Genomic DNA, 23212 nt, shown 5'->3' with positions numbered 1-23212 from the left:
CGCGCTGAGCGGTGCTCCCCATGCTGAGCGGTGCTCGCGGAACTGAGCGGTGCTCCCCGCGCTGAGCGGTGCTCGCGGTGCTGAGCGGCGTCTCCGTACGGCGAAACGGCCGGGGCGCCGGCCACCGAGGGGAGTCGGTGGTCGGCGCCCCGGCCGTCACGGCCGTCAAGGCCGCTGCCCGGGAGCGCTCAGAGCTTCTGCCAGGCAGGCTTGGCCGCGTAGGTGTCGCGGAAGTAGTCGGCGAGCTTGAGGCGGGAGGCGGCCGCCTCGTCCACCACGACGGTGGCGTGCGGGTGCAGCTGCAGCGCCGAGGCGGGGACGACCGCGGAGAGCGGGCCCTCGACGGCGAGCGCGACGGCCTCGGCCTTGGCCTCGCCGGTGGCGAGCAGGACCAGGTGGCGGGCCTCCAGGATGGTGCCGATGCCCTGGGTGATGACGTGGTGCGGCACCTCGTCGAGGCTGTCGAAGAAGCGGGCGTTGTCCTCGCGGGTCTGCCGGGTCAGGGTCTTGATCCGGGTCCGGGAGGAGAGCGAGGAGCAGGGCTCGTTGAAGCCGATGTGGCCGTCCGTGCCGATGCCGAGCAGCTGGAGGTCGACGCCGCCGGCCTCGGCCAGCGCGCGGTCGTAGGCGGTGGCCGCCGCGGCGATGTCGGAGGCGTTGCCGTCCGGGCCCAGGAAGGAGTCCTCGGTCAGGCCGAGCGGCTCCACGACCTCGCGCAGCACCACCGAGCGGTAGGACTCCGGGTGGCCGGCGGGCAGGCCGACGTACTCGTCCAGCTGGCAGATGCGCGCCTCGGCGGCGTCCAGCCGGCCGTCGCGGACCCGCTCGGCCAGGGCCTGGTAGATCGGCAGCGGGGTCGAGCCGGTGGCCACGCCGAGCAGGGCGTCGGGCTTGTCGGTCAGCAGATCGGTGATCGCCGCGGCGATGAGTTCGCCGGCCGCACGGGCGTCAGGGACGATCACGATTTCCATACTGGGTCCACCGTTCTGAGGCGAGGCTGAGGTCTAGACCTCCAAGGTCTAGACCAGTTTGCCGTGAAGGGGTGCCCCAGGTCCACCCGGGTCCGCGTTCCGGATGATCTCCGCCACCGCCTCTTCTGCCTGATCGGGACGGCTGCCGCCCGATCGGCATGGCCGGGGCCGGTCGTCGGGACGGGATGTCCCGGCGGCCGGCCCCGGTGGTGGTGTCCTCTACTGCTTCCCGCCCCCTGGTCGTCCGGACGGCTGCCCGGTCGTACGGACGGCGTGGGGGTGGCGGGTGCGGCGCCTCGGCGGCCCCGCGATCAGAACGGGCGGGTACAGGTGGTGACCTGCTTGGCGACGTCCAGCGCGGGGCCGGCGGTCGCGCAGATCATGCGGGGGGCGCCGGCGGTCACCCGCGGGGTGACCGCCTTGGCGGAGCCGAACCGGATGGTGGTCGCGGAGGCGACCGCCTCCCAGGGGCTGCCCCAGGCGGACTGGGTGCGGACCTCGACCCGAACCAGCGTCAACTGGCTCGGGTCCGCGCTGACCTGGGCGACGCCGACGATGCCGGAGCCGTCGGCCTGGTGCGAGATGCAGGGCTGGTTGAGCACCGTGGCGCAGAGCGCGGTGTCGGTGTCGGACGTCGCGGTGGCCGCTATGGCCGGGGCCGCCGTCAGGCCGGCGATCCCTGCCGCCGCCATCACCACAGCTGCGATCCGAGCGCGCATGATACGAACCTCCTTGGAAATTAAGGGAATCTCACTCCTTGAGATGAGTCTTGCACACATCGTGAACGTGTTGTGTGTGCGTTGCGTCACACTCATGGTGACCGTTCAACTACATCCTGCAACCATTCCTCATCTGTTCAGCACACGGACAACTCCAGTCCTGACGGATGATCAGTTCATGGGTGGAAGAGGGCGGTTCCTCACCCGTCCGGGTGGCGGGTTTGCCCCCGGGGCGAATAGGACGGATACCATCGACCCCATCCCACGGAGGTATCGACCCGATCCCACGGAGGTGCCGCGTGGACACGGTCATCGTCCAACTGCCCGGCCTCGGGCCCGGGATGAGGCCCGGTGGGGCCCCCGGCCTGCTGCGGATGGGCCCGGGCGAGACCGCGGTGTTCGGGCGCGGGGAGCCCGGCCGGCCGGTCCCCATCCCACTGCCCGACCAGGGCGTCTCCCGCCGGGCGGGGGAGGTGGTCGCAGCCGAGGACTACTGGCGGCTGTCCAACTTCAGCACCTCGGCCACCTACGTGGTGGAGAACCTGGAGGGCGCGGGGGAGCACGTCAAGGTCGCGCCCGGCCGGCTCGGCGCCCCCGTCCCGTTCGAGCTCTCGCGGGTGCTGCTGCCCGCGCTCGGCGAGCCCGCGGCCTTCAAGGTCTTCGCCCCGCAGCACGCCTACCTCGACGGGCGGCCCGGCGGCGCCGACGGCGAGCACACCGTCAGCCCGTTCGCCCTGGACCCGACCGCCAAGTACTTCCTGGTCCTGCTCGCGCTCTGCGAGCCCCGGCTGCGCTCGCCCTCCGCCGCCGCCGTCCCCGGGGTGACCGAGGTGCTCGCCCGGCTGCGCGCCCTGCCCGGCTGCCGCGGGCTGAGCCGCTCGGCGGTCAACTACCACATCGACTACCTGGTGGAGGCCAAGCTGCGGCTGCGCGAGCCGTACGAGGAAGGGTCGGCCGGCGGCAAGCGCGAGGAACTGGTGGCGCTGGCGCTGAAGTTCGACCTCGTCCGGGAGGAGCACCTGGCCCTGCTCCCGCCCCGGCGCCCGGTCGCCCGGCCGTGACGCCCGGCGCCCCGTCCGAGCCGTCGCCGCGGTCCGAGCCGGAGCCGTCGCCGCGGTCTGAGCCCGGGCCGGAGCCGGGTTCCGACCCCGAGCCCGAGCCGGGTTCCGACCCCGGGCCGTCCGGGGGCCCGTCCTTCGCGGTCCCGGAGGGCTACCCGATCGCCGGCTACCGCCTCGGCGCCTTCCTCGGCGCGGGTGCCTGGGGCAGCGTGTACGCCGCCGAGGGCCCCGACGGGAGCCAGGCCGCCGTCAAGATCCTCGGCGCGGCCCGGTTCGCCCCCGGCCAGCGCCGGACCGTGGCCCGGATGGCCCGCAGTGAACAGTGTTTCAGCCGCCGCGCCGACCACCCCCACCTGATCCGAACCCTCGCCGTGGCCACCGTCGAGGACCCGGACCACCCGGCGCTCGACGGTGCCGTCGCCCTGGTGATGGAACGCGCCGCCGGCAGCCTCCAGGACCTGCTGGGCGAGGCCCGCCCCGGTGCCGCGGTGCCCGGCGCCGAGCGGATCCTGGCCGAGGTCTGTGCCGGGCTGAGCCACATGCACCGGGTCGGCTGGGTGCACGGGGACCTGAAACCGGCCAATGTCCTGCTGATGCCCGACGGCACCGCGAAGATCGCCGACTTCGGCCTCACCGCCGAGCTGGAGGGCACCCACGCCTACGCCCCGCCGCTGGGCTCACCCGACCACGTCCCGCCCGAGTGGTGGTCCGAGCGCACCGGCGCCCGCGGCATCGCGGTGCGCCCCAGTGCCGACGTCTGGGCCTTCGGGGTGATCGCCCACCAGGTGCTCACCGGCGGCCTGCACCCCTTCCTCGGCGCCACCAGCCGGGCCCGCTCGCTGGCCGCCCAGGCGTACGCGCGGGGCGCCGCGCCGCTCCGGCTGCACGAGGCGCTGCCGGTGCGCTGGCGGCCGGTGGTCGCCGCCTGCCTCGCCCCCGGGCGGGAGGAGCGGACCCGGACCGGGCCGGCCGGGCTGGCGGCCCTGGTCGCCCGGGCCGCCGCCGTTCCGGGCCGGGGCCGTCGGGCCGCTGTCCGGGCCGCTGTCCCGGTCGCCGTCCAGGCCGCCGTCCGGTCCGGCGCGGGCCTGCTCGCCTGCGGGCTCGCCGTCCTCGCCCTGGCCGGTGGCCCGGAGCCCGGCGGTCCGGGCGCGGCTGAGCGCGCGGCGCCCCCGCCGCCCGGCGCGATCCCGGCCGGATCGGACGTCCCGGTGGCCTACCGGGGCATGATCGAGACCGCGGCGCGGCGCTGCCCCGAGCCGGAGGTCACCCCGGTGCTGCTGGCCGCCATGCTGAAGGCCGAGAGCGGCTTCGACCCGAAGGCCGCCCGCCCGGAGACCGGCGAGTACGGCATCGCCCTGTGGACGCCCTCCGTCTTCGAGGCCTGGGGCAAGGCCGCCACCCACGCCGGTCCGAAGTCGTACTGGGACCCGGGCGACGCGATCGCCGCGATGGGCAACTACGCCTGCTGGCTCGACCAGCAGATAAAGCGCCACGGCTTCACCCACGACCTGCCCGCCCTGGTCGCGGCGGCCTACCGGACCAGCGACAAGACCGTGGCGACCGCCGGGGGCGTCCCGGAACGGCTTCGGCAACATGTCGACAAAGTGCTTCAGTACCTTCATGGCTACGGTGGGTGACTGCCGAATTGGGATGAGTTATGCCACATCCCTATGTATCCGGCGCGGGCACCCGGGTGACGGGCCTCCGGTCTGGGATCCTCGGCGGCATGATCACGAAGCTCCGCGCGCCTCTCGCGCAATGGACCGTCGTCGTCCCGGTGGTGTCGTTCCTCGTCCTCGCCCTGACTTGGCACAAGGAACTCCCCGGCTGGGTGGTGGCGGTGGTCGCCTGCTTCCTGGTGGGCGCCGTGCTGTCGGCCGTGCACCACGCGGAGGTGATCGCGCACTGGTCGGGGGAGCCCTTCGGGTCGCTGGTCCTCGCCGTGGCGGTCACCGTGATCGAGGTCGCGCTGATCGTGACGCTGATGGCCGACGGCGGGGACAAGTCCTCCACCCTGGCCCGGGACACCGTCTTCGCCGCCGTGATGATCACCTGCAACGGCATCCTCGGACTGTCCATCCTGGTCGCCGCCGTCAAGTACCGGACCGCCGTCTTCAACGCCGAGGGCACCGGCGCCGCGCTGGCCTGCATCGCCACCCTCGCGACCCTCAGCCTGGTACTGCCGACCTTCACCACCAGCTCGCCCGGCCCCCAGTTCTCGACCACCCAGCTCACCTTCGCGGCCACCGCCTCGCTGGTGGTCTACGGCCTGTTCGTGGCCACCCAGACCGTCCGGCACCGCGACTACTTCCTGCCCGTCACCCCCGAGGGCCGGGTGCTGGCCGAGGAGGAGCACGCCTCCCCGCCCACCCTCCGGGCCGCCGGGATCAGCCTGCTGCTGCTCGCCGTCGCCCTGGTGGCGGTGGTGGGCCTGGCCAAGGGCGTGTCGCCGACCATCGAGAAGGCGGTGGACGACGCCGGGCTGCCGCACGCCGTGGTCGGCGTCGTGATCGCCATGATGGTGCTGCTGCCGGAGACCATCGCGGCGCTGCGCGCGGCCGTCCGCAACCGGGTGCAGACCAGCCTCAACCTCGCGCTCGGCTCGGCGCTCGCCAGCATCGGCCTGACCATCCCGGCGGTCGCGATCGCCTCCACCTGGCTGTCCGGCCCGCTCGTCCTCGGCCTCGACCCGGCGCACATGGTGCTGCTGAGCCTGACCATCGTGCTGCTCACCCTCACCGTCATCCCGCGCCGGGCGACCCCGCTGCAGGGCGCGGTGCACCTGGCGGTGCTGGCGGGGTACGTGGTGCTGGCGCTGAACCCGTGAGGGCCCGCCGGCCGTAGTCGACAGTGGAAGCCCCTGCCACGTTCCCCCGTGCGGTCAGGGGCTTCCGCCGTTCCCGGGGCCGGATCGGGTGGTGTCGGTGGTGTCAGTGGGACTAGTGAGACCAGTGGGACTGGTGGTGAACCCGGGAGGCGGTGCCGGCCGTGGTACCGGATGAGGGCCCCGGTCCGCCCCCGTGGTCGGGGCCCTCGTCGAACCCGGCGCGACCGCCGTTGATCCCCCCGAGGGGTCCGCGCCGCGGAACGACGGAGAGCCCCTGGTCCCGCTGCTGCTCGCGGGCCGGGGGCTCGGTTGCGTCCGGGATCCGGCGTGGCGGGTGGACCCGTACGGCAGGGGTGGCCGGTATTGGCCGGTTCGCGGGGCGGCCTGCGTGTCGGGGCGGCGGGCGGGCGCCGGGGTTCTCTATCGTCCGTCCGGAACCGCCCAGTCCGAGGACTCCGTCGCGCGGACAGCCGATCCGACCCGTGGGAGAGTGCGATGCCCGGCCCAGAGCAGACCGTCCGGCCCGAGGAGACCGTCAGTGGCGGGGAGGCCGTCCAGGACGGGGGGAGCGCCGACGTCATCGTGGTCGGCGCCGGACCGGCCGGCTCCACCGCCGCCGCCCACCTCGCCCGGACCGGACTGGACGTCCTGCTGCTGGAGAAGTCCGCCTTCCCGCGCGAGAAGGTCTGCGGGGACGGCCTCACCCCGCGCGCCGTCAAGCAGTTGACCGACCTCGGCATCGACGTCTCCGAGGAGGCCGGCTGGCTGCACAACCGGGGCCTGCGGCTGATCTCCGGGCACCGCTCGGTGGAGTTCGACTGGCCCGAGCTCTCCGCCTACCCCGGGTACGGACTGGTCCGGCGCCGCGCCGACTTCGACGAACTGCTCGCCCGCAAGGCCGCCTCGCTCGGAGCCCGGGTGGTCGAACGCGCCAATGTGACGGGCCCGACGCTGGACGAGCGGACCGGCCGGATCATCGGCGTCACCGCCAAGCTGGGCGAGGAGCGCCGGCCGGTCGCCTACCGGGCCCCGGTCGTGGTCGCCGCCGACGGCAACTCCACCCGGCTGTCGGTGGCGATGCGGCGCTACCGCCGCACCGACCGCGCGATGGGCGTCGCCTACCGGACGTACTTCACCACCCCGAGGCACGACGACCGCTACCTGGAGGTCTGGCTCGACCTGCGCGACCCCGACGACCGGGCCCGGCGCCAGTTGCCCGGCTACGCCTGGGTGTTCGGCATGGGCGACGGCACCGCCAACGTCGGCCTCGGGGTCCTCGACACCGCCGGGACCGAGGCGGACTGGCGCGAGGTGCTGCGGCGCTGGTGCGACGGCCTGCCCCCGGAGTACGGCTACACCCCCGACGCGGTCACCGAGCCGATCCGCGGTGCCGCCCTGCCGATGGGCCTCAACCGCGCGCCCCACTACGCCGACGGCCTGCTGCTGATCGGCGACGCGGGCGGGACGGTCAGCCCGGGCACCGGCGAGGGCATCGCCTACGCGATGGAGTCCGGCCGCTACGCCGCCGAGACCATCGTCCAGGCCCTCGCCCGCCGCACCGACCGCGGTCGCGAACTCGCCCTGCGCGCCTACCCGCAGGCGCTGCGCTCCGCCTACGCGGGCTACTTCGCGCTCGGCCGCCTGGCCGCCGACATGCTGGGCCGCCCGAAGCTGCGCGGCGCGGCCGGGGCGGCCGGGCTCGGCCACCCGGCGCTGCTGAAGGCGGCGTTCCGGCTGATGGCCAACCTGACCGAGCCGAACTCCAAGGACGCCCTCGACCGGCTGCTCCACCTGCTCGGGCGGGTCGCCCCGGGGAAGTGACCCGGGCGTGCCGGACCGCTCATCCTCGCGGACGGGCGGTCCCGGTGTCCCGGCTTTGGCCGAATCCGCTGAGTCGAACGCGCAGTCGCACGGATCATGTTGACGAATGATCAGATGATCCGATTGCCTGGTGTCGAACCAGCCACGGAGGGTGAGCACAACGCTCCTCCGTGGCTCCTTTTTCGACCGCTGACCCGTTCGACGGAGACACCGTGCGCCTTCGCCTTCGCCTGCTCGTCGCGCCGCTCGCCGCGGCCGCCGCCCTCACCGCCGTGACCGTCCCCGCCGCCGTCGCGGCCCCGGCGGCCACCCCCGCCGACCAGTGCTCCGCCGCCTTCCGCCACGACGACGCCCGCCTCGGCCCGGCCGACCTCCCGACCGCCGGGCCGGTCGGCCGCCAGCTCGTCGGCTACCAGCGCACCGGCGGCGCGGGCGAGCAGGACTTCCTGGCCAAGTACTACGACCCGGCCGGCAACGGCGGCAAGGGCGGCTGGATATACCCGCCGGCCGACGGCTACGTCACCCTGCCCGACGGCAGCCCGATCGAGTTCGACCTCACCCTCTACCCGAACCAGAACATCGACCGCTACGGCAGCGAGTACGGCGCCTACCTCGCCCCCGAGGGCCTGCCCTACGCCAGCCGCGCGCTCCCGCCGCAGAGCCTGGACGGCACCCCGCCGGCCGCCTGCAACTACCACGACTACAAGGTGGTCAAGGCCTTCACGGTGCACGCCGGCCCGATCGCTCCCTGGTTCAACCAGCCCGGCTGGGGCCTCCAGTACCAGCTCGACGCCACCCTGCTGCCCGGCGGCCCGGCCAAGCTGAACGTGCTCTGGCTGGTGGAGAACGGCTACCTGGCCCGGATCTGACCGCGCTCCGTCCGCACGCCCGCTCCGTCCACCAGGGCGGAGCGGGCGTGCGAAGTCGGGCACCGGAATATTCGCTGGCGGGCCCCCGGGAGCGGGGGATAGGAAGACGGGATGACCATCAGCGATCCCGGCACCGCCCAGCGGCTGTTCCGCCCCACCGTCCTCGACCTCGGCGACGCCGTGCTGCGCCCGTGGGGGCCCGGCCTCGACGTGTCCGGCGGAATCGTGCCCGCCCTGCTCGCCGCCGCGGCGGACCCGGCCGTCGCCCGCTGGAACCCGCTCAGCGCCACCGGCCCGGTCGACCCGCAGGCCTACCTGGAGCGCTGCGAGGCAGGCTGGGCCGACGGCAGCGCGGCCTCCTTCGCCGTGATCGACGCCGCCGACGGCAGCCTCTGCGGCAACGCCTACCTGGGGTGGAGCAACCGGGACGACGGCGTGGCCATGGTCGGCTACTGGCTGCTCGCCGCGGCCCGCGGCCGGGGCCTGGCCACCCGGGCCACCACCGCCGTCACCCGCTGGGCGGTGGAGCACGCCGGCGCCCGCCGGATCGAGCTCTACCACGCCGTCGGCAACGAGGCCTCCTGCCGGGTCGCCGAGCGGGCCGCCTTCCCGTACGAGGGCACCCTGCGCGCCTCCTACACCTACGGCGGGGGCGTCTACACGGACGAGCACCTGCACGCCCGGCTGGCCTCGGACCCGTTCACGGACTGAGCGCCCGCCCGCGGGCCCGCGGCCGGCGGAACGGCTCAGCCCCGGACGGTCCCGCCGCGGACCGCGTACGCGTGGGCGGTGGACTCGGCGAAGCGCTCCTCCTGCATGGCCGTCAGCCGCTGGACGACCAGGACGGCGAGGACGGCGGCGACCACCTCCAGCACGTCGGAGGCCAGCAGCCAGCCGAGGGCGGTCTGGTAGTCGTCCGGGTACTTCGCCGAGTTCAGGTAGTTGGCGCCGAACCGGCCGGTCGCGTTCGCCAGCCAGAAGGTGGCCCACCAGAGGTTGACCAGCGGCTGGGGGTGCGGCAGGCGCACCCCGGAGGCGTCCGGCCGGGCGCTGGCCGTCCAGGTGTCGACCGTGATCCGGAACGGGAACCAGAGGGCGACCACGGGGGTGAACCAGCCGCCGATCGCCCAGCCGCGCTTGAACCGGTGCCCGCTCGGCTCGAAGACCTCCGCGTTCACCCGCACCCGGTGGAACCAGGTGATGAAGGCGACCGCCGAGGCCAGCAGGGTGAGCGTCTGGACCAGGCTGACGTTGTCGTAGAGCAGGGCCGCGTCCGTCAGCGCGGACTCGTCGGCCAGGTCGGAGTCGGCGGCGAACTCCCCCGCCTCCCCGTACAGGCGGAAGCCCGCGGCGAGCGAGGCGAGGGTCGCGGTGCCGCACACGGCGAGCAGGACGGTGGCGGCGGTGGAGCTGGGTCTGGGCGAGCGGTACAGGGCGGGCGAAGGCATCGGGGACGGACTCCTGGACTGGACCAATGTGACGGGGCGACACCCTAGGGCCTGCGGGCAGCCCCGGACCAGCGGCTTTTCGCGGACCGCACCGCACGACGGGCCCCGGCGCGCGGCCGCCGCCCCCGCCCCGGCCCCGGCCCGCGCTCCGGAGCGACGGCGCACGCGCGGAGCGGCGGCCCGGGCGGCGCGAACCGACGGCCGCGCGGCCCCCCGCCATGGCTCCTTGCCACGGCCCCCCGCCGCGGATCCACGGGGCGCAGGCTGCGCGCGCGGCGGGGGAGCGACCTAACCTGGAGGAGAGCGTTCGGTGCGTCGCCCGCGAACGGAAGCGGTGGTCATGACGGTGGTCTCGGCGGCTCTCTTCGGTACCGACTGGTGGCAGCCCGCGCTGCCCGGCGGTGCCGAGTTGCTGCGCGAGTGCGCGGTACGGGGCTGGACGGTCGTGCTGACCGGCCCCGGGCCGGCCGGGGCTCCGGCACTGGCCGTGGCCGACCCCGGGGGCGACCCGGTGCGGGCCGCGCTGGACCTGGTGGACGGCAGGCCCTCGCACGCCGTGGCCGTCGCCGGGAGCGTGCGCGAGGTCCGGGCGGCGCGGCGGGCCGGGGTGCCGTGCGTCGCCCTGGCGGCCGGCCGGGACACCGGCCCCGAGCTGCGGGCGGCGGGTGCGGCCGAGGTCCACCGCGACGCCGCCGCCCTGTTGAGCGTCCTGGACGACAGCCTGCTCGCCCGCCCCCGGGCGTTCGGGCCCGTCGGCGCCGGAACAGGCGGTGCCCGGAACGGTTAGCGCGAGCCCGTACCGGGCAACCGCCCGGGTGCGAGCACGTCACCCGAAGTGTCGGAGGTGACCGAGATGGACGGACCCGCGTTGAGCGGATGGGAGCGGCGGCTCCTCGAGGAGATCGAGTCCGATCTGCGCCAGGACACACGGCTCGACCGGAAGCTGAGCACCATGGGCGCCGAGCCGCCGAGCCGGGTCCGGGGCGTGCTCCGCGGCATCGGGCGCAGGTTCTCGGCGGGGGTCGTGCTGACCGCCCTGGTGATGACGATGATCTGCCTCGGCGTGGGCCTGCGGACCCCGGCCACCGCCGTACTGGTCGCGCTCGGCGTGGTCTGGGCGGCCACCGTGGCGGCCGCGTTCGCCGCCTCCGAGCTGCTGCGCCGCCGCCGCCGCGCCGGCCGCGGCCGCACCGAAGCGGTGGACCCGGCGGAGGCCCGGGAACGCCGGGAGCGCCGCGAACGGCGGCCCTGGGACCGTCCGGAGGCGTGACACCATGACCACCGACCTGTGGGAGTACCGCCCGGGCTCCCATCCCGCCGCCGACCTCACGCTGGTCGGGTACGAGGTGCTCGCCACCGACGGCCCGGTCGGCCGGGTCGAACAGGACGCCGGGGACCACCTGCTGGTCGACGCCGAACCCTGGGTGCCCGGCACCCGGGTGCTCGTCCCGGCCGGGCTGGTCGCCCGGCTCGACCACCTCGACCGCGCCGTCCACCTCGACTGCCCGCGCGCCAGGCTCAGCTCCGCCCCGCCCGCGGCCGTCGACCTGACCGCCCCGCACCCGCGCTGAGCGACCACGCCATGGGCTGGCCGTCCACCACGCTCACCGGACGCGTGATCGCCTTCCTGGTCGCGCCGTACGGGGCCGAACAGGTCGAACTGACCGACCCCTGGCAGGCCGTCGCCGAGTCCGGCGGCACCCCGCGGCTGCTGTCCACCGCCGAGGGCCGGGTCCGCACCGTCCGCCACCACGCCGAGGGCGACACCTTCGCCGTGGACGCCCTGGTCGCCGAGGCCGACCCGGCGGCCTACGACGGGCTGGTCCTCCCCGGCGGCGTCGCCAACCCCGACCGGCTGCGCCTGGACCGCCCGGCGGTCGCCTTCGTGCACGCCTACTGCGTCGCCGGCCGTCCGGTCGCGGCGATCTGCCACGCGGCCTGGACGCTCATCGAGGCCGACGCCGTCCGCGGCCGCACTCTCACCTCCTGGCCCAGCCTGCGCACCGACCTGGTCAACGCCGGCGCCCACTGGGTGGACGAGCCGGTCCACGTCTGCCACGACGGCCCCGGCCCGCTCGTCACCAGCCGCAAGCCGGGCGACCTGCCGCTTTTCGACGACGCCTTCGTGACGGAGTTCGCCCACGCGGCGGCGAAACGAAGGCGGTGAGCAAGGGGAGCGAGGGCGGGGTCAGTCGCCGCGTAGGCGGAGGAAGGCGGCGGACGGCGGGCGGCCGGTGAGGGTGAACTCGGCGCGGAGCGGGGCGGTCAGCGGGTGGACCGGGCCGTGGTCCGGGTCGGTGGCGGGCGGGCCGAGCAGGGGGCGGGCGAGTTCGGCGACCTCGCGGGACTGGACCGGGGTGAGCCGCGGGGTGGTCAGGAACACCCGGCCGTCGTCCAGCTGGAGGATCAGCGCGTGCGGGTGGGCGGCCGGGCCGGTGACGGCGCGGACGGTGGCGTCGAGGGTGTCGCCGCGGCGGTACTTGACCCAGACCCGGCCCGCGCCGCGCGGGCGGTACGGGGCCGCCGCGGCCTTGCAGACCAGTCCCTCCACCCCGGTATCGGCGAGCCGCTCCGTCCACTCCAGCGCCTCCGCCCGGTCGGTGGTGGCCATGACCGGCCGGATCGGCGGCGGGACGTCGGCGAGGGCGGCGAGCAGCAGCCGGCGGCGGTCGGTGAGCGGAAGGGCGCGTACGTCGCGGCCGGGCAGCGCCAGCAGGTCGAAGGCGATCAGGCCGAGCGCGACCCCGGTGGCGGCGGCGCGGGCCCGGCGGGTGCGCAGCAACTCGCCGAAGGCGAACCGGCCGTCGCGCCAGGCGACCAGCTCGGCGTCCAGCACCAGGCCCTCCGGCAGCCGGGCGACGGCGGCGGCGATCGGCGGGAACTCGGGGGCGAGGTCGCGGCCGCCGCGGGACTGGAGGTACGCGGGCCGCCCGCCCCGGGCGAAGGCGACGCAGCGGAAGCCGTCCAGCTTCAGCTCGTACTGCACGCCCCCGCCGCCCAGGCCGTCGGCGGGCGGGACGGCGGCCACGGCGGCCGGGCGCATCACCTCGACGGGCGGGTGCAGCACCTGGGCCGGCCGCGCTCCTTCCGCCCGCCTGGTCGGTGGAGACCCCGGCGGCGGTGACCCCGTCGGTGGTGACCCCGTCGGCGGTGGCGCCGCCGGTGCGCCGGGCAGCGGCCGGGCCCGCTCCGGGTCCAGCAGCGGGGCGAGCAGGTCGCCGTGGGCGGCCAGCCGGTCGGGCACCTCGGCGAGGGTGAAGACCAGGTCCCGCTCGTCGGCGGCCCGTTCCAGCTCCGCCCAGGCCAGCGGGGTGGAGACGGTCGGCAGCGGCCTGGCCCGCAGGGTGTACGGCGCGGCGGTGGTCTTCTTGGCGTTGTTCTGCGACCAGTCGACCAGCACCCGGCCCCGGCGGCGGGCCTTGGCCATGGTGTGCACCACCAGCTCCGGGTGCTCGGCCTCCAGGGCGGCGGCCAGCGCCTTCGCGTACCCGGAGACCCGGGCGCTCGGCGTGGGCTCGATCGGGACCAGCAGGTGCAGGCCCTTGGAGCCGGAGGTCTTCACCCAGGCCGCCAGGCCGTCCGCCGCGAGCCGCTCGCGCAGCAGCAGCGCGACCGTGCGGCAGGTGAGCACGTCGGCGCCCTCGCCGGGGTCCAGGTCCAGCACCAGCCGGTCGGCGAGGGCGGGTCGGGCCGCGTGCCACTGCGGGACGTGCAGTTCCAGGCAGCCCAGGTTGGCGACCGCCAGCAGCGCCGCGCCGCTCTCCAGCACCACCTGGCGCAGCTCGCCGGTGTTGCTCGGCACGTCGACCGTGCGCACCCAGTCCGGGGTGCCGGGCGGCGGGTTCTTGGCGACGAACACCTCCGCCTCGACGCCGTCCGGGCAGCGGAGGAAGGAGACCGGGCGGTCGCGCAGGTGCGGGAGCAGCGCGGCGTGCACGGCGGCGTAGTAGCGCAGCACCTCGCCCTTGGGGGTGCCGGTGCGCGGGTAGTACACCTTGTCGAGGTGGGAGAGGGCGAGGGTGTGCCCGTCCACCGTCATCTGCGGCACGGTCCGCCTCCGATGCCTCCGGTGCCTTCGATGCCTCCGGTGGGGTGGCCCCCGCTGTCAGTCTGCCCCGGTCCGGCGGCCACCGCCTCGGCGCCGCCGCTCCGGGCCGTCCGTGACCGCGGACCGCCTCACCCCCGTGGGCGGCCGGCCGGCCGGGGCGCGCCCGGGTAGGTGCCGAAGTACCAGCGGTTGCCCTCCGGGTCGGCGGCGGCGAAGTCGCGCGAGCCGTAGTCGGTCTCGTACAGCCCGGTGATGATCCGGGCCCCGGCGGCCACCGCGCGGGCGTGCACGCCGTCCGGGTCGGCGGTGACCACGTACGCGGTGAAGCCGCCCGGCCGGCCCGGCCACGGTTCGGCGTCCTCGGGCGTCGGACGGTCGGAGCCGAGCATCACGCCGCCGCCCTCGGGCCAGGCGAGTTCGGCGTGCGCGACGAAGTCGCCCTCACCGTAGGCGACGACCTCCTGGAAGCCGAAGGCGTCGACCAGGAAGCGGATCAGGGCCCGGGCGTCGGTGGCGCGCAGGTTGGGCCAGACCTGCGGGGCGGGGGTCTCGGTGGTGTCCATCGCTCGCTCACTCCTCGGGACGTGCGGGTGGCCGGGCCGGGAGCCGGGCCGGTCGCGTTCTCCTCCACTCTGCGGCCGCGCCCCGGGCCCCGCCTCGAAGGTCGCGCGGACTCGCCCGCTCCGGCTGCGCGGGGTCGCGGGCGGAGGCGGGGTTGCTTATGGTGAGGGCGCGGTCACAGCCCCCTTCCGCCCCGACGGCGGGAGCCCGGGAGCACCGCCGGGGGGACGCGGGGGGACCAGCGGGGGGAACCACCGACGAAGGAGTCCCCGTGACCACTGCCCGAGACATCATGCACACCGGCGCCCAGTGCATCGGCGCCCACCAGACGCTCGCCGAGGCCGCGCGGATGATGCGCGACAAGCACGTGGGCGCGCTGCCGATCTGCGGCGACGACCAGAAGCTCAAGGGCATCATCACCGACCGCGACATCGTGCTGCGATGTATCGCGGAGGGCAAGGACCCGGCCACGATGACGGCCATCGAACTGGGCGGCCACCTGCACTGCGTACGCGCTGAGGACAGCATGGAGGCGGTGCTGCGCAAGATGGAGCAGCACCAGATCCGGCGCATCCCGGTGATCGACGGGGACCGGCTGGTGGGCATGATCAGCGAGGCCGATCTGGCGATGGGCCACCGCGAAGGCCAGCGGCTGACCGATCAGCAGATCATCGAGTTCATGGACAGCGTGTACCTGAAGCACTGACCGGCTGACACCCCGCCCGGCCCGCCCCGCCCCGTTTCCGCCCTGCCCTGCCCCGCCCCGCCCGCTCCGGTGACCGGCCGGCCCCCCGTACCGGCCGGGCCCTTCGAGCGTGCCGGGCGGGGCAGCGGTGCGTCTTGTACGAATGCGCACGCCTCAGCTCCCGGAACCCCCTGGGTCCAGGACGGTGCTGGTCACCCGCCCGCTGACCCGGTCGGTGACCCGCTCGGCGGGCCCGGGCAGGGCGGCGGCGGTGCGCCGGGCGGCCAGGAACGCGCGCGGCGAGCAGCCGACCATGGCGCGGAAGGTCCGGTCGAGGTGGGACTGGTCGTAGTAGCCGCAGCGCGTGGCCAGGTCGGCGCCGGTGGGCCGGTGCCCGGGGCGGTGGTCCTCGGAGGGGTGGTCCTCGGAGGGGTGGTCCTCGTGCGCGGTCAGGGCGTTGAGGGTGCGCTGGAGCCGGAGGATGCCGGCCGCCTGTTTGGGGGCCAGCCCGAGGTGCTCGCGGAAGCGCAGCTCCAGTCGGCGGCGGCTCCACCCGGTGCCCTCGACCAGGGTGCCGATCGGCACCAGCCCGTGTGAGTGCCGCAGTTGCCGCCAGACCCAGTGCACGGACGGGTCCCAGTCCGGCCCGTACGCGAACAGTGCGCCGAAGTACCCGTCCAGCATGGCGAACCGGGCCGGCCAGCTCGGCGCGTGGGCCAGCCGGTCGGTCAGCGCCCGCAGCCGCGGGCCCAGGACGTCCCCGGCCTCGGCCCAGTGCCCGCCGAGCTCGCCGGCCAGCGGCCCGAACGCCCGGAACGCGCCCTGCGGGGTGAGCGAGACGGCCAACCCGTGCAGCGCGCCCGCGTGTTCGGCGACCGTCGCGGTGCGGCGCAGCCCGGCCGCGACCGAGCCGAAGGAGGCCGCGGCCGCGGGGGAGACGGCGTCGGTGAGGCTCATGGTGCCCTCGAAGGCGAGCGCCACGGTGACCACGTCCGTCGGCACCTCCAGCCGTCGGAGCGGCTGCCGCAGCGCCAGCCGGTAGCCCCGGTAACCGAGCACGTACCCGCGCAGCGGCGCGGCCGGCGCGCCGAGGACCGTCCCGGGAGGGGTGTTCCGGATCATCGCAACTCCCCAGCTCGGTCCGGCGGGTGACACGCGCACGGGCCATCGTAGGCGGCACCGCCCGGCCCCCGGGAGGGCCCGGGCGGTGCGGGGCGTCTCAGGAAGCGGAATCCGGTTTCTTGCCAGCCGAGATGGGGGCAGACTGGCGGGCATGGGAAAGCAGTACGAAGCCATCGACGGTCGGCTGCGCCGGTTCATCGAGCGCCAGCCGGTCTACTTCGTGGCCACCGCCCCGCTGGCCGCCGACGGGCACGTCAACCTCTCGCCCAAGGGCCGCTCCGGGACGCTCGCGGTGATCGACGAACTCACCCTCGCCTACCTGGATTTCGGCGGCTCGCAGGCCGAGACGGTCGCCCATCTGCGGGAGAACGGCCGGATCACCCTGATGTGGTGCGCGTTCGAGGGCCCGCCGACCGTGGTGCGGGTGCACGGGCACGGGGAGCCGGTGTTCCGGGACGACCCGCGGTTCGCCGAACTGCTCGGCCACTTCGACCCGTCCGCCGACGGCTCCGGGCTGCGGGCGATCGTGCTGGTCCGGGCGGAGCGGGTCAGCGACTCCTGCGGGTACGCGGTGCCGTTCATGGACTACCGGGCCGACCGCGACCTGCACGCCCAGTACTTCGACCGGAAGGACGAGGAGGAGTTCGGCGCCTACTGCGAGCGCAAGCCGCTGGTCGGCAGCAGCATCGACGGGCTGCCGGCCGTTCCGCTGCCGCTCCCGCCCCGGCCGTCCTGACCGTCCTGACCGGCCCGTTCCACCGGGGTGGCCGGGATCCGGGGGCCGAGGGGCCGGGAGCCGGGGCTCCGGCCGGGAACGCGACGAGGCCGCCGTACCCCGGGTGGGGTGCGGCGGCCTCGTGGCCTACGTCTTACTTGCCCAGACCGGCCTTGACGGAGCAGACCGGCCAGGCGCCGGGGCCCTGGGCGGCGAGGACCTTCTCGCCGATGGCGATCTGCTGGTCCTTGGTGGCCTGGTGGGCCTGCGCGGCGTAGGAGGTGCCACCGAAGGCGGCCCAGGTGCTCTGGGTGAACTGCAGGCCGCCGTAGAAGCCGTTGCCGGAGTTGATGGCCCAGTTGCCGGTCGCCTCGCAGGCGGCGACCTTGTCCCAGACCGTGGCCGGCGCGGCGGAGGCGCTGGTGGCCGTGACGAGGCCGGCCACGGGCAGGGCGGTGATCGCCCCGGCCATCAGAGCCATCCGGACGCGGTTGCGGCGCTTCGGGGTGGCAGTGGTGGTGGCAGCGGCGGTCTCGTTACGGAAGGTCATGGAGTTCCTTTCGGAGGGGTCTGCGAGCGCGCGGAACCAGGCCCTCGGAAGGCCGTCGGTTTCGGGGACACGTCACTCGCGTGGTCCTGCACCGTTCTGCCCGGGGGCGGTTGGCCCGGCCGGAGCGGATCGCTCGGTGCAACGGGTTCGAAGTTACGGGGGTGGACGGGGCGGTTTCAAGGATCCGAAGGTTTAGCCACGTCAGAGGGGTGTTACCGCGCGTAAGGATCAAGGAAATATGGCGATTTCGCCCGATTTGCCACCATTTCCAAGATCAAAAAGCCCCGGGAAGTGGCCCGCGCCACTCCGAACCCGCTCCGGAACCGGTGTGAGGCCGCCCACACGGTCGACGGCGCGTGACGGTCGGCCAGCCGCCGGTGCCGGTTCCACCGCCGCGGCCGCCCGCCCGGGTGGCCCGCGCCACAGCCCTCACCCGGAGTGCCCCCTGCCGTCACTCCTGGTGGCGGGCATAGCCTCGGCCCCATGAGCAACGACAGCGATGCAGCGGACACGGCGGACGCGGGAGAGGCGGCCGCCGGTGCGGGAGGGGCGGCCGACGCCGGTGCGGGACGGGCCGCCGCGGCGGGGGTGCCGATCGGCGCCGAGGGGCACGAGGCCGCGGCCGCGCCCGCGGGCTTCGAACTCGGCACCGACGGCCCCAGCGTGGTGCTGGCCGGCCTGGACGGCTCCGACTCCTCCTGGCGCGCCACCGCCTACGCCGCCGGACTGGCCCGCCGGCAGGGCGCCGTCCTCGCGGTGGCGTACGTCCAGCCGATCCTCGGCGCCGCGACCGCCCTGGCCGGGGCCGCGGTGGAGGAGACCACCCAGGAGATCGCCGAGGAGCTGCTGGCCGCCCTGCGCGAGGCCGAGCACCGGGTGCGCGAGGTGTGGAAGGTGGAGTGGCGCTTCCTGACCATGCGCGGCGACCCGTACACCGGCCTCGCCAAGCTCGCGGACGAGCTGCGCGCCGACGCCGTGGTGGTCGGCGTCTCCGAGCAGGCCGGGCACAAGGTGATCGGTTCGGTGGCGGTCCGGCTGGTCAAGGCCGGCCGCTGGCCGGTCACCGTCGTCCCGTAGGCGCCTGCCCTGAGCTGCGTGCCCCCGGCCTGAGGCGCGTGCCCTGAGCTGCGTGCCCCGGGCCTGAGGCGCGTGCCCGGCCCGGGGCCGGGTAGCCGCCCGAAGGGGGCCGGAGCGGCGGCCGGTAGGGTGCGTGACCATGACGGACACGCGGGGCACGCACCCCTCCGAGCCCGCCCACCCGACCGGCAGTGACCTGCACCTCGACCTCCCCGCCACCGGGGGCCGGCGTGCCGCGCTGATGACGGCCCTGCGCGAGGCGATCCGCAGCGGCAGACTGGCCCCCGGCACCCGGCTGCCGCCCTACCGCGCCCTCGCCACCGACCTCGGCCTGGCCCGCAACACCGCCGCCGAGGCCTACGCCGAACTCGTCGCCGAGGGCTGGCTCACCGCCCGGCAGGGCTCCGGCACCACCGTCGCCGAACGCGCCGAGCCCGTTCCGAGCGGCCGGGCCCGCCGGCCCTCCCGCCGCCCCGGCCCCACCCACGACCTGCGCCAGGGCCAGCCCGACGCCTCCTCCTTCCCGCGCACCGCCTGGCTCGCCGCCGCCCGCCGGGCCCTCACCGCCGCCCCCAACGAGGCCTTCGGGCCCGGCGACCCCCAGGGCCGGCGCGAACTGCGCACCGTCCTCGCCGACTACCTCGCCCGCGCCCGGGGCGTGCGCACCGACCCCGACCGGATCGTGGTGTGCTCGGGCTTCGCCCACGCGCTGCGGCTGCTCTTCGACGGCGCCGCGCCCGTCCTGCCGCCCGCCGAGCACGGCCCGCTGGCCGTCGAGGCGTACGGGCTGGGCTTCCACCGCGGGCTGCTGGCCGCCGCCGGCGTCACCACCGTTCCGCTGCCGATCGACGAACGGGGCGCGCGGACCGGCGAGTTGGCGAACCACCCGGACGTCCGGACGGCGCTGCTCACCCCCGCCCACCAGTTCCCCACCGGCGGCCCGCTGCACCCTGGGCGCCGCGCCGCCGTGGTGGACTGGGCGCGCGGGCGCGGCGGGCTGGTCCTGGAGGACGACTACGACGGGGAGTTCCGCTACGACCGCCAGCCGGTCGGCGCCCTCCAGGGGCTCGACCCCGAACGGGTGGTCTACCTCGGCAGCGCCAGCAAGAGCCTCACCCCCGCGCTGCGGCTCGGCTGGATGGTGCTGCCCGACCACCTGGTGGACCGGGTGCTCGCCGCCAAGGGCGAGCGCGAGGGCTGGGCCAGCGCCCTCGACCAGCTGACCCTCGCCGAGTTCGTCGACTCCGGCGGCTACGACCGGCACGTGCGCCGGATGCGCCGCCGCTACCGCGAGCGCCGGGACGAGCTGGTGGCCGCCCTCGCGGCCCGCGCCCCGCACGTCGAGGTGTCCGGCATCGCGGCCGGCCTGCACGCGGTGCTGCGCCTGGAGCCGGGCACCGAGCGCTCGGTGCTCAAGGCCGCCGCCTACCGGGGCCTGGCCGTCGAGGGGCTCGCGGACTACCGGCACCCGGCGGTCGGCGAGGAGGCGATGCCCGCCGTCGACGGCCTGGTGGTGGGCTACGCCACGCCGCCGGACCACGCCTACCCGGCGGCGCTCGGCGCGCTCTGCGACATCCTGCCGCCGTGCGGGTGAGGGCCGCCCCGGGAGCAGCGGCGAAGGATAGGCCCCCGGGTGCGCCCGTGGGGGCGGAACGAGAGCGGCCGGTGCGCGGTGTCCGCTCGCCGCTCCTGCGTCGGTACGGACCCGGGCCGAGGAGCACAACCCCGGCGGAGGCGGGGCCTACGCTCCTTGGTCATGCGCAGAACACATCCGCGTCGCGCCGCGCTCGCCGCGTGTCCGGCCCTCGTCGTCGGTCTGCTCCTCTCCGCCGCCCCTGCCGCCCGGGCCGACGGACAACTGCCCCTCACGGCCGTCTCCGACAAGCAGACGACGGTCCGGGGGAGCGAGTTCACCGTCACCCTGACGCTCACCAACCCGTACGACACCCCGATCCAGTTCGTCTACCAGAGCGTCCAGGAGACCTACGCCACGAGTCTGGAGACCGGGCTGAAGTTCACCGCGACCGCCTGCGGCACCCAGACCAACGGGTGCAGTGACAACGTCCACGGCGGCATCGCCCGGTACAACGTCCCACTCGCCCCCGGTGCCAGCAGCGCCTTCACGGTGACGTACGCCGTCGCCCCCGATTCGGCCTGCGGTCCCGGCACCCGGATCGACCTCTACTCCTACCTGTACTACGAGTACAAGGGCGGTGAGGCCAACAACTCGGGCATCGTCGGCGTCCCCGGCACCCAGGTCGCCTGCGCCTGACCCGCCCGCCTCGACCGGCCTTCCTCACCGGCCTGGTCCGCCTGACCTGAATGACCCGGCTGACCCGAATGGTCCGACCGGCCCACCGGTGTCATCGGCGGAGCACCACAGGCGCGCACCGTCCTCTCCGGCGCGGACGCCCACCGCACACCCCCCGTTCACCCGTCAGGTGCCGGCCTCCCCCGTGCCGGCACCTGACGGGCCGTTCGCGTTTCCCGTGGTCGGCCGCGGGGAGCGGCGGTCGGAGCCCGGCGGCGCGCGGGTGTCCGAACCGCCGGGACGGTGCGTCGGGTTGACGCCGGACGGTGGTCTCCGGGCCGTCCGGCCGGGCCCCGACCGGGGTGGAAAGGCCGTTGGCCGCAGGGGGATCGCCGGGGCGAACGGATGTTCCCGGAGTTTGCGGGGAGATGGGGGCGGACCGGGCAAGATTCACCCTATCGGGGGGTAGTGAGCCTTCGTTCGGGCTCCGTCGGGTCCTGATGATCTAGGGTTCCGGGTGGGCCGCCGGGAGACGGTGGTCGCCTTCTCGCGTAAATCGCCAACGCCCCCACCGATAAACGGATCTGATGATCCGTCATGGCATGCGTCAGGGCGGGCCGCTGTGCCCCTGGACGTGTGACCCGATCACAGGAATGGAGAGCCCTGCCGATGACCGTGGACACGAGCCCGGAGGCAGTGCAGGCCAAGCAGCAGAGCCTTGCGACGGCTGCTGCCCGGAACCTTGCCACCACGACCAAGTCCGCACCGCAGATGCAGGAGATCACCTCCCGCTGGCTGCTCAAGGTGCTCCCCTGGGTCCAGGCGGCCGGTGGCGCCTACCGCGTCAACCGTCGGCTCACCTACGCCGTGGGCAACGGGGTGGTGGAGTTCATCAAGACCGGCTCCCAGGTCCGGGTGATCCCGGCCGAGCTGGGCGAGCTGGCCCTGCTGCGCGGCTACGAGGACGAGGACGTCCTCACCGCCCTGGCCGACCGCTGCCAGCAGCGGGACTTCGGCCCCGGCGAGGTGCTCACCACCCAGGGCGAGGCCGCCGACAAGATCTTCCTGATCGCGCACGGCAAGATCAACAAGATCGGCACCGGCAAGTACGGCGACGACACCGTGGTCGGCGTGGCCGGCGACGGCGACCGCTTCGGTGACGACGCGCTGCTGAACCCGGACGCCGTCTGGGAGTTCACGGCCAAGACCGCCACCTCCGGTGTCGCCCTGACGCTGACCCGGGCGGACTTCGCCGCCATCCGGGACAACGCGCCCAGCCTCCAGGAGCACCTCCAGGGCTTCCTGGCCCTGCCGCTCCAGGCGCAGAACGAGCGCGGCGAGGCCGAGATCGCCATGTCGGCCGGCCACCACGGCGAGTACGAGCTGCCCGGCGCCTTCGTGGACTACGAGCTCAAGCCGCGCGAGTACGAGCTGAGCGTCGCGCAGACCGTCCTGAAGGTCCACACCCGCGTCGCGGACCTGTACAACCAGCCGATGAACCAGACCGAGCACCAGCTGCGGCTGACGATCGAGGCCCTGCGCGAGCGCCAGGAGCACGAGATCGTCAACAACCCGGAGTTCGGCCTGCTCAACAACGCCGACTTCGACCAGCGCATCCAGACCCACTCCGGCCCGCCCACCCCGGACGACCTGGACGAGCTGCTCAACCGTCGCCGCGACCCCGACTACCTGCTCGCCCACCCGCGGACCATCGCCGCGATCGGCCGGGAGTTCAACGCCCGCGGGCTGTACCCCACCCACGTCGACCTCGGCGGGCAGCAGGTGCCGGCCTGGCGCGGGGTGCCGATCCTGCCGTGCAACAAGATCCCGATCACCAAGGAGAACACCAGCTCGATCCTGGTGATCCGTACCGGTGAGGACAACCAGGGCGTCATCGGCCTGCACCAGACCGGCCTCCCGGACGAGTACCAGCCCTCGCTGTCGGTCCGATTCATGGGCATCGACGAGAAGGCGATCATCTCGTACCTGGTCAGCGCCTACTACTCGGCCGCCATCCTGGTGCCGGACGCGGTCGGCGTGCTGGAGAACGTGGAGATCGCCCACCGCCGCAGCTGAGCGCGCAGAACGGTGAGCGCGGGCCGTTACCGGTCGGCTCGATGATCGTTTGACCTGATGACGGACGGCCCGCCCCCTGAAGGCGGGCCGTCCGCCTGACCGTGTCTGATCACTTCTGGTCGTACTCGATGGAACTTCCGTCGGGAACGCGACCGTATTCGACCTTTCCGCCCGTTCCGTCCGTCCTGCCCGTTCCTTCGCGGCCGGTCGGCCCGAGCCCGTTCCGTCCTCCCCGGACGATCCGAGAGGTGTGTGGAGCCCATGCCCCAGCGTCGGCAGATCTGCCGGATACCGTCCGGCGTCGCTGGGGGTGCGGCCCCCGGGCGGCGGGTGCGGCTGATCGGCGCGGCGGCCGGCGTGGTCGCGATCTGCGCGCTGGTCGGCGGTGCGACCGCGTCCGGCGCCGGGCAT

General features: G+C 74.7%; 22 protein-coding genes and 2 pseudogenes. 16 read left to right on the top strand and 8 right to left on the bottom strand.

The features are described from left to right. Positions 1 to 188: 188 nt before the first annotated feature. Complete coding sequence (gene nagB / locus ACWDD9_RS12935) at positions 189 to 971, bottom strand: glucosamine-6-phosphate deaminase (protein WP_049652442.1); 783 nt, start codon at positions 969 to 971, stop codon at positions 189 to 191. A 311-nt stretch (positions 972 to 1282) separates the two neighbouring features. Beyond that, on the bottom strand, positions 1283 to 1690 hold the full coding sequence (locus ACWDD9_RS12930; RefSeq protein WP_449811614.1) for a hypothetical protein: 408 nt from the start codon (positions 1688 to 1690) through the stop codon (positions 1283 to 1285). 299 nt (positions 1691 to 1989) lie between these two features. Between ACWDD9_RS12930 and ACWDD9_RS12925 the strand changes: the two genes are divergently transcribed. The 6 genes from ACWDD9_RS12925 (at position 1990) to ACWDD9_RS12900 (ending at position 8979) form a co-directional block, all read left to right on the top strand. Then, on the top strand, positions 1990 to 2751 hold the full coding sequence (locus ACWDD9_RS12925; RefSeq protein ID WP_449811613.1) for a serine/threonine protein kinase: 762 nt from the start codon (positions 1990 to 1992) through the stop codon (positions 2749 to 2751). Then, positions 2748 to 4388: a protein kinase domain-containing protein gene (locus ACWDD9_RS12920; protein ID WP_449811612.1), complete on the top strand. Its 1641-nt coding sequence runs from the start codon at positions 2748 to 2750 to the stop codon at positions 4386 to 4388. The genes ACWDD9_RS12925 and ACWDD9_RS12920 overlap by 4 nt, the downstream gene beginning before the upstream one ends. An 89-nt stretch (positions 4389 to 4477) precedes the next feature. After that, positions 4478 to 5578, top strand: a complete 1101-nt coding sequence (locus ACWDD9_RS12915) for a calcium:proton antiporter (RefSeq protein ID WP_449811611.1) — start codon at positions 4478 to 4480, stop codon at positions 5576 to 5578. Between the two features lie 495 nt (positions 5579 to 6073). Then, complete coding sequence (locus ACWDD9_RS12910; RefSeq protein WP_449811610.1) at positions 6074 to 7399, top strand: geranylgeranyl reductase family protein; 1326 nt, start codon at positions 6074 to 6076, stop codon at positions 7397 to 7399. A 212-nt stretch (positions 7400 to 7611) separates the two neighbouring features. Then, entirely contained in the window at positions 7612 to 8268 is a 657-nt protein-coding gene (locus ACWDD9_RS12905; protein ID WP_074004920.1) for a TNT domain-containing protein, read from the top strand. Positions 8269 to 8379: 111 nt separating this feature from the next. After that, positions 8380 to 8979, top strand: a complete 600-nt coding sequence (locus ACWDD9_RS12900) for a GNAT family N-acetyltransferase (protein WP_053112412.1) — start codon at positions 8380 to 8382, stop codon at positions 8977 to 8979. Positions 8980 to 9014: 35 nt separating this feature from the next. Here ACWDD9_RS12900 and ACWDD9_RS12895 read toward each other — a convergent pair whose 3' ends face one another. Then, complete coding sequence (locus ACWDD9_RS12895) at positions 9015 to 9716, bottom strand: DUF4328 domain-containing protein (RefSeq protein ID WP_053112414.1); 702 nt, start codon at positions 9714 to 9716, stop codon at positions 9015 to 9017. Between the two features lie 310 nt (positions 9717 to 10026). Between ACWDD9_RS12895 and ACWDD9_RS12890 the strand changes: the two genes are divergently transcribed. From ACWDD9_RS12890 to ACWDD9_RS12875, 4 genes are all read left to right on the top strand, one after another. Continuing rightward, positions 10027 to 10503: an HAD family hydrolase gene (locus ACWDD9_RS12890; protein ID WP_143204671.1), complete on the top strand. Its 477-nt coding sequence runs from the start codon at positions 10027 to 10029 to the stop codon at positions 10501 to 10503. 66 nt (positions 10504 to 10569) lie between these two features. Then, positions 10570 to 10986 (top strand): DUF3040 domain-containing protein, encoded by a 417-nt coding sequence (locus tag ACWDD9_RS12885; protein ID WP_159028706.1) that lies wholly within the window; start codon positions 10570 to 10572, stop codon positions 10984 to 10986. A 4-nt stretch (positions 10987 to 10990) separates the two neighbouring features. Further along, entirely contained in the window at positions 10991 to 11287 is a 297-nt protein-coding gene (locus tag ACWDD9_RS12880) for a hypothetical protein (protein ID WP_049660555.1), read from the top strand. A gap of 11 nt (positions 11288 to 11298) precedes the next feature. Continuing rightward, on the top strand, positions 11299 to 11883 hold the full coding sequence (locus ACWDD9_RS12875) for a type 1 glutamine amidotransferase domain-containing protein (protein ID WP_449811609.1): 585 nt from the start codon (positions 11299 to 11301) through the stop codon (positions 11881 to 11883). A gap of 21 nt (positions 11884 to 11904) precedes the next feature. On the opposite strand, the gene ACWDD9_RS12870 is transcribed toward ACWDD9_RS12875, so the two are convergent. The 3 genes and pseudogenes from ACWDD9_RS12870 to ACWDD9_RS12860 all read right to left on the bottom strand — a co-directional run bounded on the left by ACWDD9_RS12870 (position 11905) and on the right by ACWDD9_RS12860 (position 14327). Beyond that, the gene (locus ACWDD9_RS12870; RefSeq protein ID WP_449811650.1) at positions 11905 to 12759 is read right to left on the bottom strand and encodes an ATP-dependent DNA ligase; all 855 of its coding nucleotides are present in this window, start codon (positions 12757 to 12759) and stop codon (positions 11905 to 11907) included. 126 nt (positions 12760 to 12885) lie between these two features. Continuing rightward, positions 12886 to 13755 (bottom strand): annotated as a pseudogene (gene ligD / locus ACWDD9_RS12865) (non-homologous end-joining DNA ligase); the annotation flags it as partial. A 137-nt stretch (positions 13756 to 13892) separates the two neighbouring features. Next, complete coding sequence (locus ACWDD9_RS12860; RefSeq protein WP_388046455.1) at positions 13893 to 14327, bottom strand: VOC family protein; 435 nt, start codon at positions 14325 to 14327, stop codon at positions 13893 to 13895. Between the two features lie 269 nt (positions 14328 to 14596). On the opposite strand from ACWDD9_RS12860, the gene ACWDD9_RS12855 reads away from it, so the two are divergent. Then, positions 14597 to 15031 (top strand): CBS domain-containing protein, encoded by a 435-nt coding sequence (locus ACWDD9_RS12855; protein ID WP_375873736.1) that lies wholly within the window; start codon positions 14597 to 14599, stop codon positions 15029 to 15031. Positions 15032 to 15184: 153 nt separating this feature from the next. On the opposite strand, the gene ACWDD9_RS12850 is transcribed toward ACWDD9_RS12855, so the two are convergent. Beyond that, on the bottom strand, positions 15185 to 16132 hold the full coding sequence (locus ACWDD9_RS12850) for a hypothetical protein (RefSeq protein WP_449811608.1): 948 nt from the start codon (positions 16130 to 16132) through the stop codon (positions 15185 to 15187). A 151-nt stretch (positions 16133 to 16283) separates the two neighbouring features. Between ACWDD9_RS12850 and ACWDD9_RS12845 the strand changes: the two genes are divergently transcribed. Further along, complete coding sequence (locus tag ACWDD9_RS12845; RefSeq protein WP_380670690.1) at positions 16284 to 16868, top strand: pyridoxamine 5'-phosphate oxidase family protein; 585 nt, start codon at positions 16284 to 16286, stop codon at positions 16866 to 16868. 142 nt (positions 16869 to 17010) lie between these two features. On the opposite strand, the pseudogene ACWDD9_RS12840 reads toward ACWDD9_RS12845, so the two are convergent. After that, positions 17011 to 17397: pseudogene (locus tag ACWDD9_RS12840) on the bottom strand (transglycosylase family protein); the annotation flags it as partial. A 483-nt stretch (positions 17398 to 17880) separates the two neighbouring features. Between ACWDD9_RS12840 and ACWDD9_RS12835 the strand changes: the two are divergent. The 4 genes from ACWDD9_RS12835 (at position 17881) to ACWDD9_RS12820 (ending at position 22801) form a co-directional block, all read left to right on the top strand. Next, positions 17881 to 18474 (top strand): universal stress protein, encoded by a 594-nt coding sequence (locus tag ACWDD9_RS12835; RefSeq protein WP_449811607.1) that lies wholly within the window; start codon positions 17881 to 17883, stop codon positions 18472 to 18474. Between the two features lie 139 nt (positions 18475 to 18613). After that, the gene (gene pdxR, locus ACWDD9_RS12830) at positions 18614 to 20068 is read left to right on the top strand and encodes a MocR-like pyridoxine biosynthesis transcription factor PdxR (protein ID WP_049658329.1); all 1455 of its coding nucleotides are present in this window, start codon (positions 18614 to 18616) and stop codon (positions 20066 to 20068) included. A 162-nt stretch (positions 20069 to 20230) separates the two neighbouring features. Further along, positions 20231 to 20746, top strand: coding sequence for a hypothetical protein (locus tag ACWDD9_RS12825; protein WP_063780349.1), 516 nt, complete (start codon positions 20231 to 20233; stop codon positions 20744 to 20746). Positions 20747 to 21394: 648 nt separating this feature from the next. Continuing rightward, entirely contained in the window at positions 21395 to 22801 is a 1407-nt protein-coding gene (locus ACWDD9_RS12820; protein ID WP_074004908.1) for a family 2B encapsulin nanocompartment shell protein, read from the top strand. The last annotated feature ends 411 nt before the right edge of the window (positions 22802 to 23212 follow it).

This window comes from Kitasatospora sp. NPDC001119, from assembly GCF_053598475.1.
The sequence above is the reverse complement of the archived record's forward strand: the minus strand, read 5'-3'. Positions and strand labels throughout refer to the sequence as shown.

Bases quoted from the DNA above. Each gene is read 5' to 3' on its own strand.
- nagB (WP_049652442.1), bottom strand. From the start codon at position 971: ATGGAAATCGTGATCGTCCCTGACGCCCGTGCGGCCGGCGAACTCATC.
- ACWDD9_RS12930 (WP_449811614.1), bottom strand. From the start codon at position 1,690: ATGCGCGCTCGGATCGCAGCTGTGGTGATGGCGGCGGCAGGGATCGCC.
- ACWDD9_RS12915 (WP_449811611.1), top strand. From the start codon at position 4,478: ATGATCACGAAGCTCCGCGCGCCTCTCGCGCAATGGACCGTCGTCGTC.
- ACWDD9_RS12910 (WP_449811610.1), top strand. From the start codon at position 6,074: ATGCCCGGCCCAGAGCAGACCGTCCGGCCCGAGGAGACCGTCAGTGGC.
- ACWDD9_RS12900 (WP_053112412.1), top strand. From the start codon at position 8,380: ATGACCATCAGCGATCCCGGCACCGCCCAGCGGCTGTTCCGCCCCACC.
- ACWDD9_RS12895 (WP_053112414.1), bottom strand. From the start codon at position 9,716: ATGCCTTCGCCCGCCCTGTACCGCTCGCCCAGACCCAGCTCCACCGCC.
- ACWDD9_RS12885 (WP_159028706.1), top strand. From the start codon at position 10,570: ATGGACGGACCCGCGTTGAGCGGATGGGAGCGGCGGCTCCTCGAGGAG.
- ACWDD9_RS12880 (WP_049660555.1), top strand. From the start codon at position 10,991: ATGACCACCGACCTGTGGGAGTACCGCCCGGGCTCCCATCCCGCCGCC.
- ACWDD9_RS12875 (WP_449811609.1), top strand. From the start codon at position 11,299: ATGGGCTGGCCGTCCACCACGCTCACCGGACGCGTGATCGCCTTCCTG.
- ACWDD9_RS12870 (WP_449811650.1), bottom strand. From the start codon at position 12,759: ATGCGCCCGGCCGCCGTGGCCGCCGTCCCGCCCGCCGACGGCCTGGGC.
- ACWDD9_RS12860 (WP_388046455.1), bottom strand. From the start codon at position 14,327: ATGGACACCACCGAGACCCCCGCCCCGCAGGTCTGGCCCAACCTGCGC.
- ACWDD9_RS12850 (WP_449811608.1), bottom strand. From the start codon at position 16,132: ATGATCCGGAACACCCCTCCCGGGACGGTCCTCGGCGCGCCGGCCGCG.
- ACWDD9_RS12845 (WP_380670690.1), top strand. From the start codon at position 16,284: ATGGGAAAGCAGTACGAAGCCATCGACGGTCGGCTGCGCCGGTTCATC.
- ACWDD9_RS12835 (WP_449811607.1), top strand. From the start codon at position 17,881: ATGAGCAACGACAGCGATGCAGCGGACACGGCGGACGCGGGAGAGGCG.
- pdxR (WP_049658329.1), top strand. From the start codon at position 18,614: ATGACGGACACGCGGGGCACGCACCCCTCCGAGCCCGCCCACCCGACC.
- ACWDD9_RS12825 (WP_063780349.1), top strand. From the start codon at position 20,231: ATGCGCAGAACACATCCGCGTCGCGCCGCGCTCGCCGCGTGTCCGGCC.
- ACWDD9_RS12820 (WP_074004908.1), top strand. From the start codon at position 21,395: ATGACCGTGGACACGAGCCCGGAGGCAGTGCAGGCCAAGCAGCAGAGC.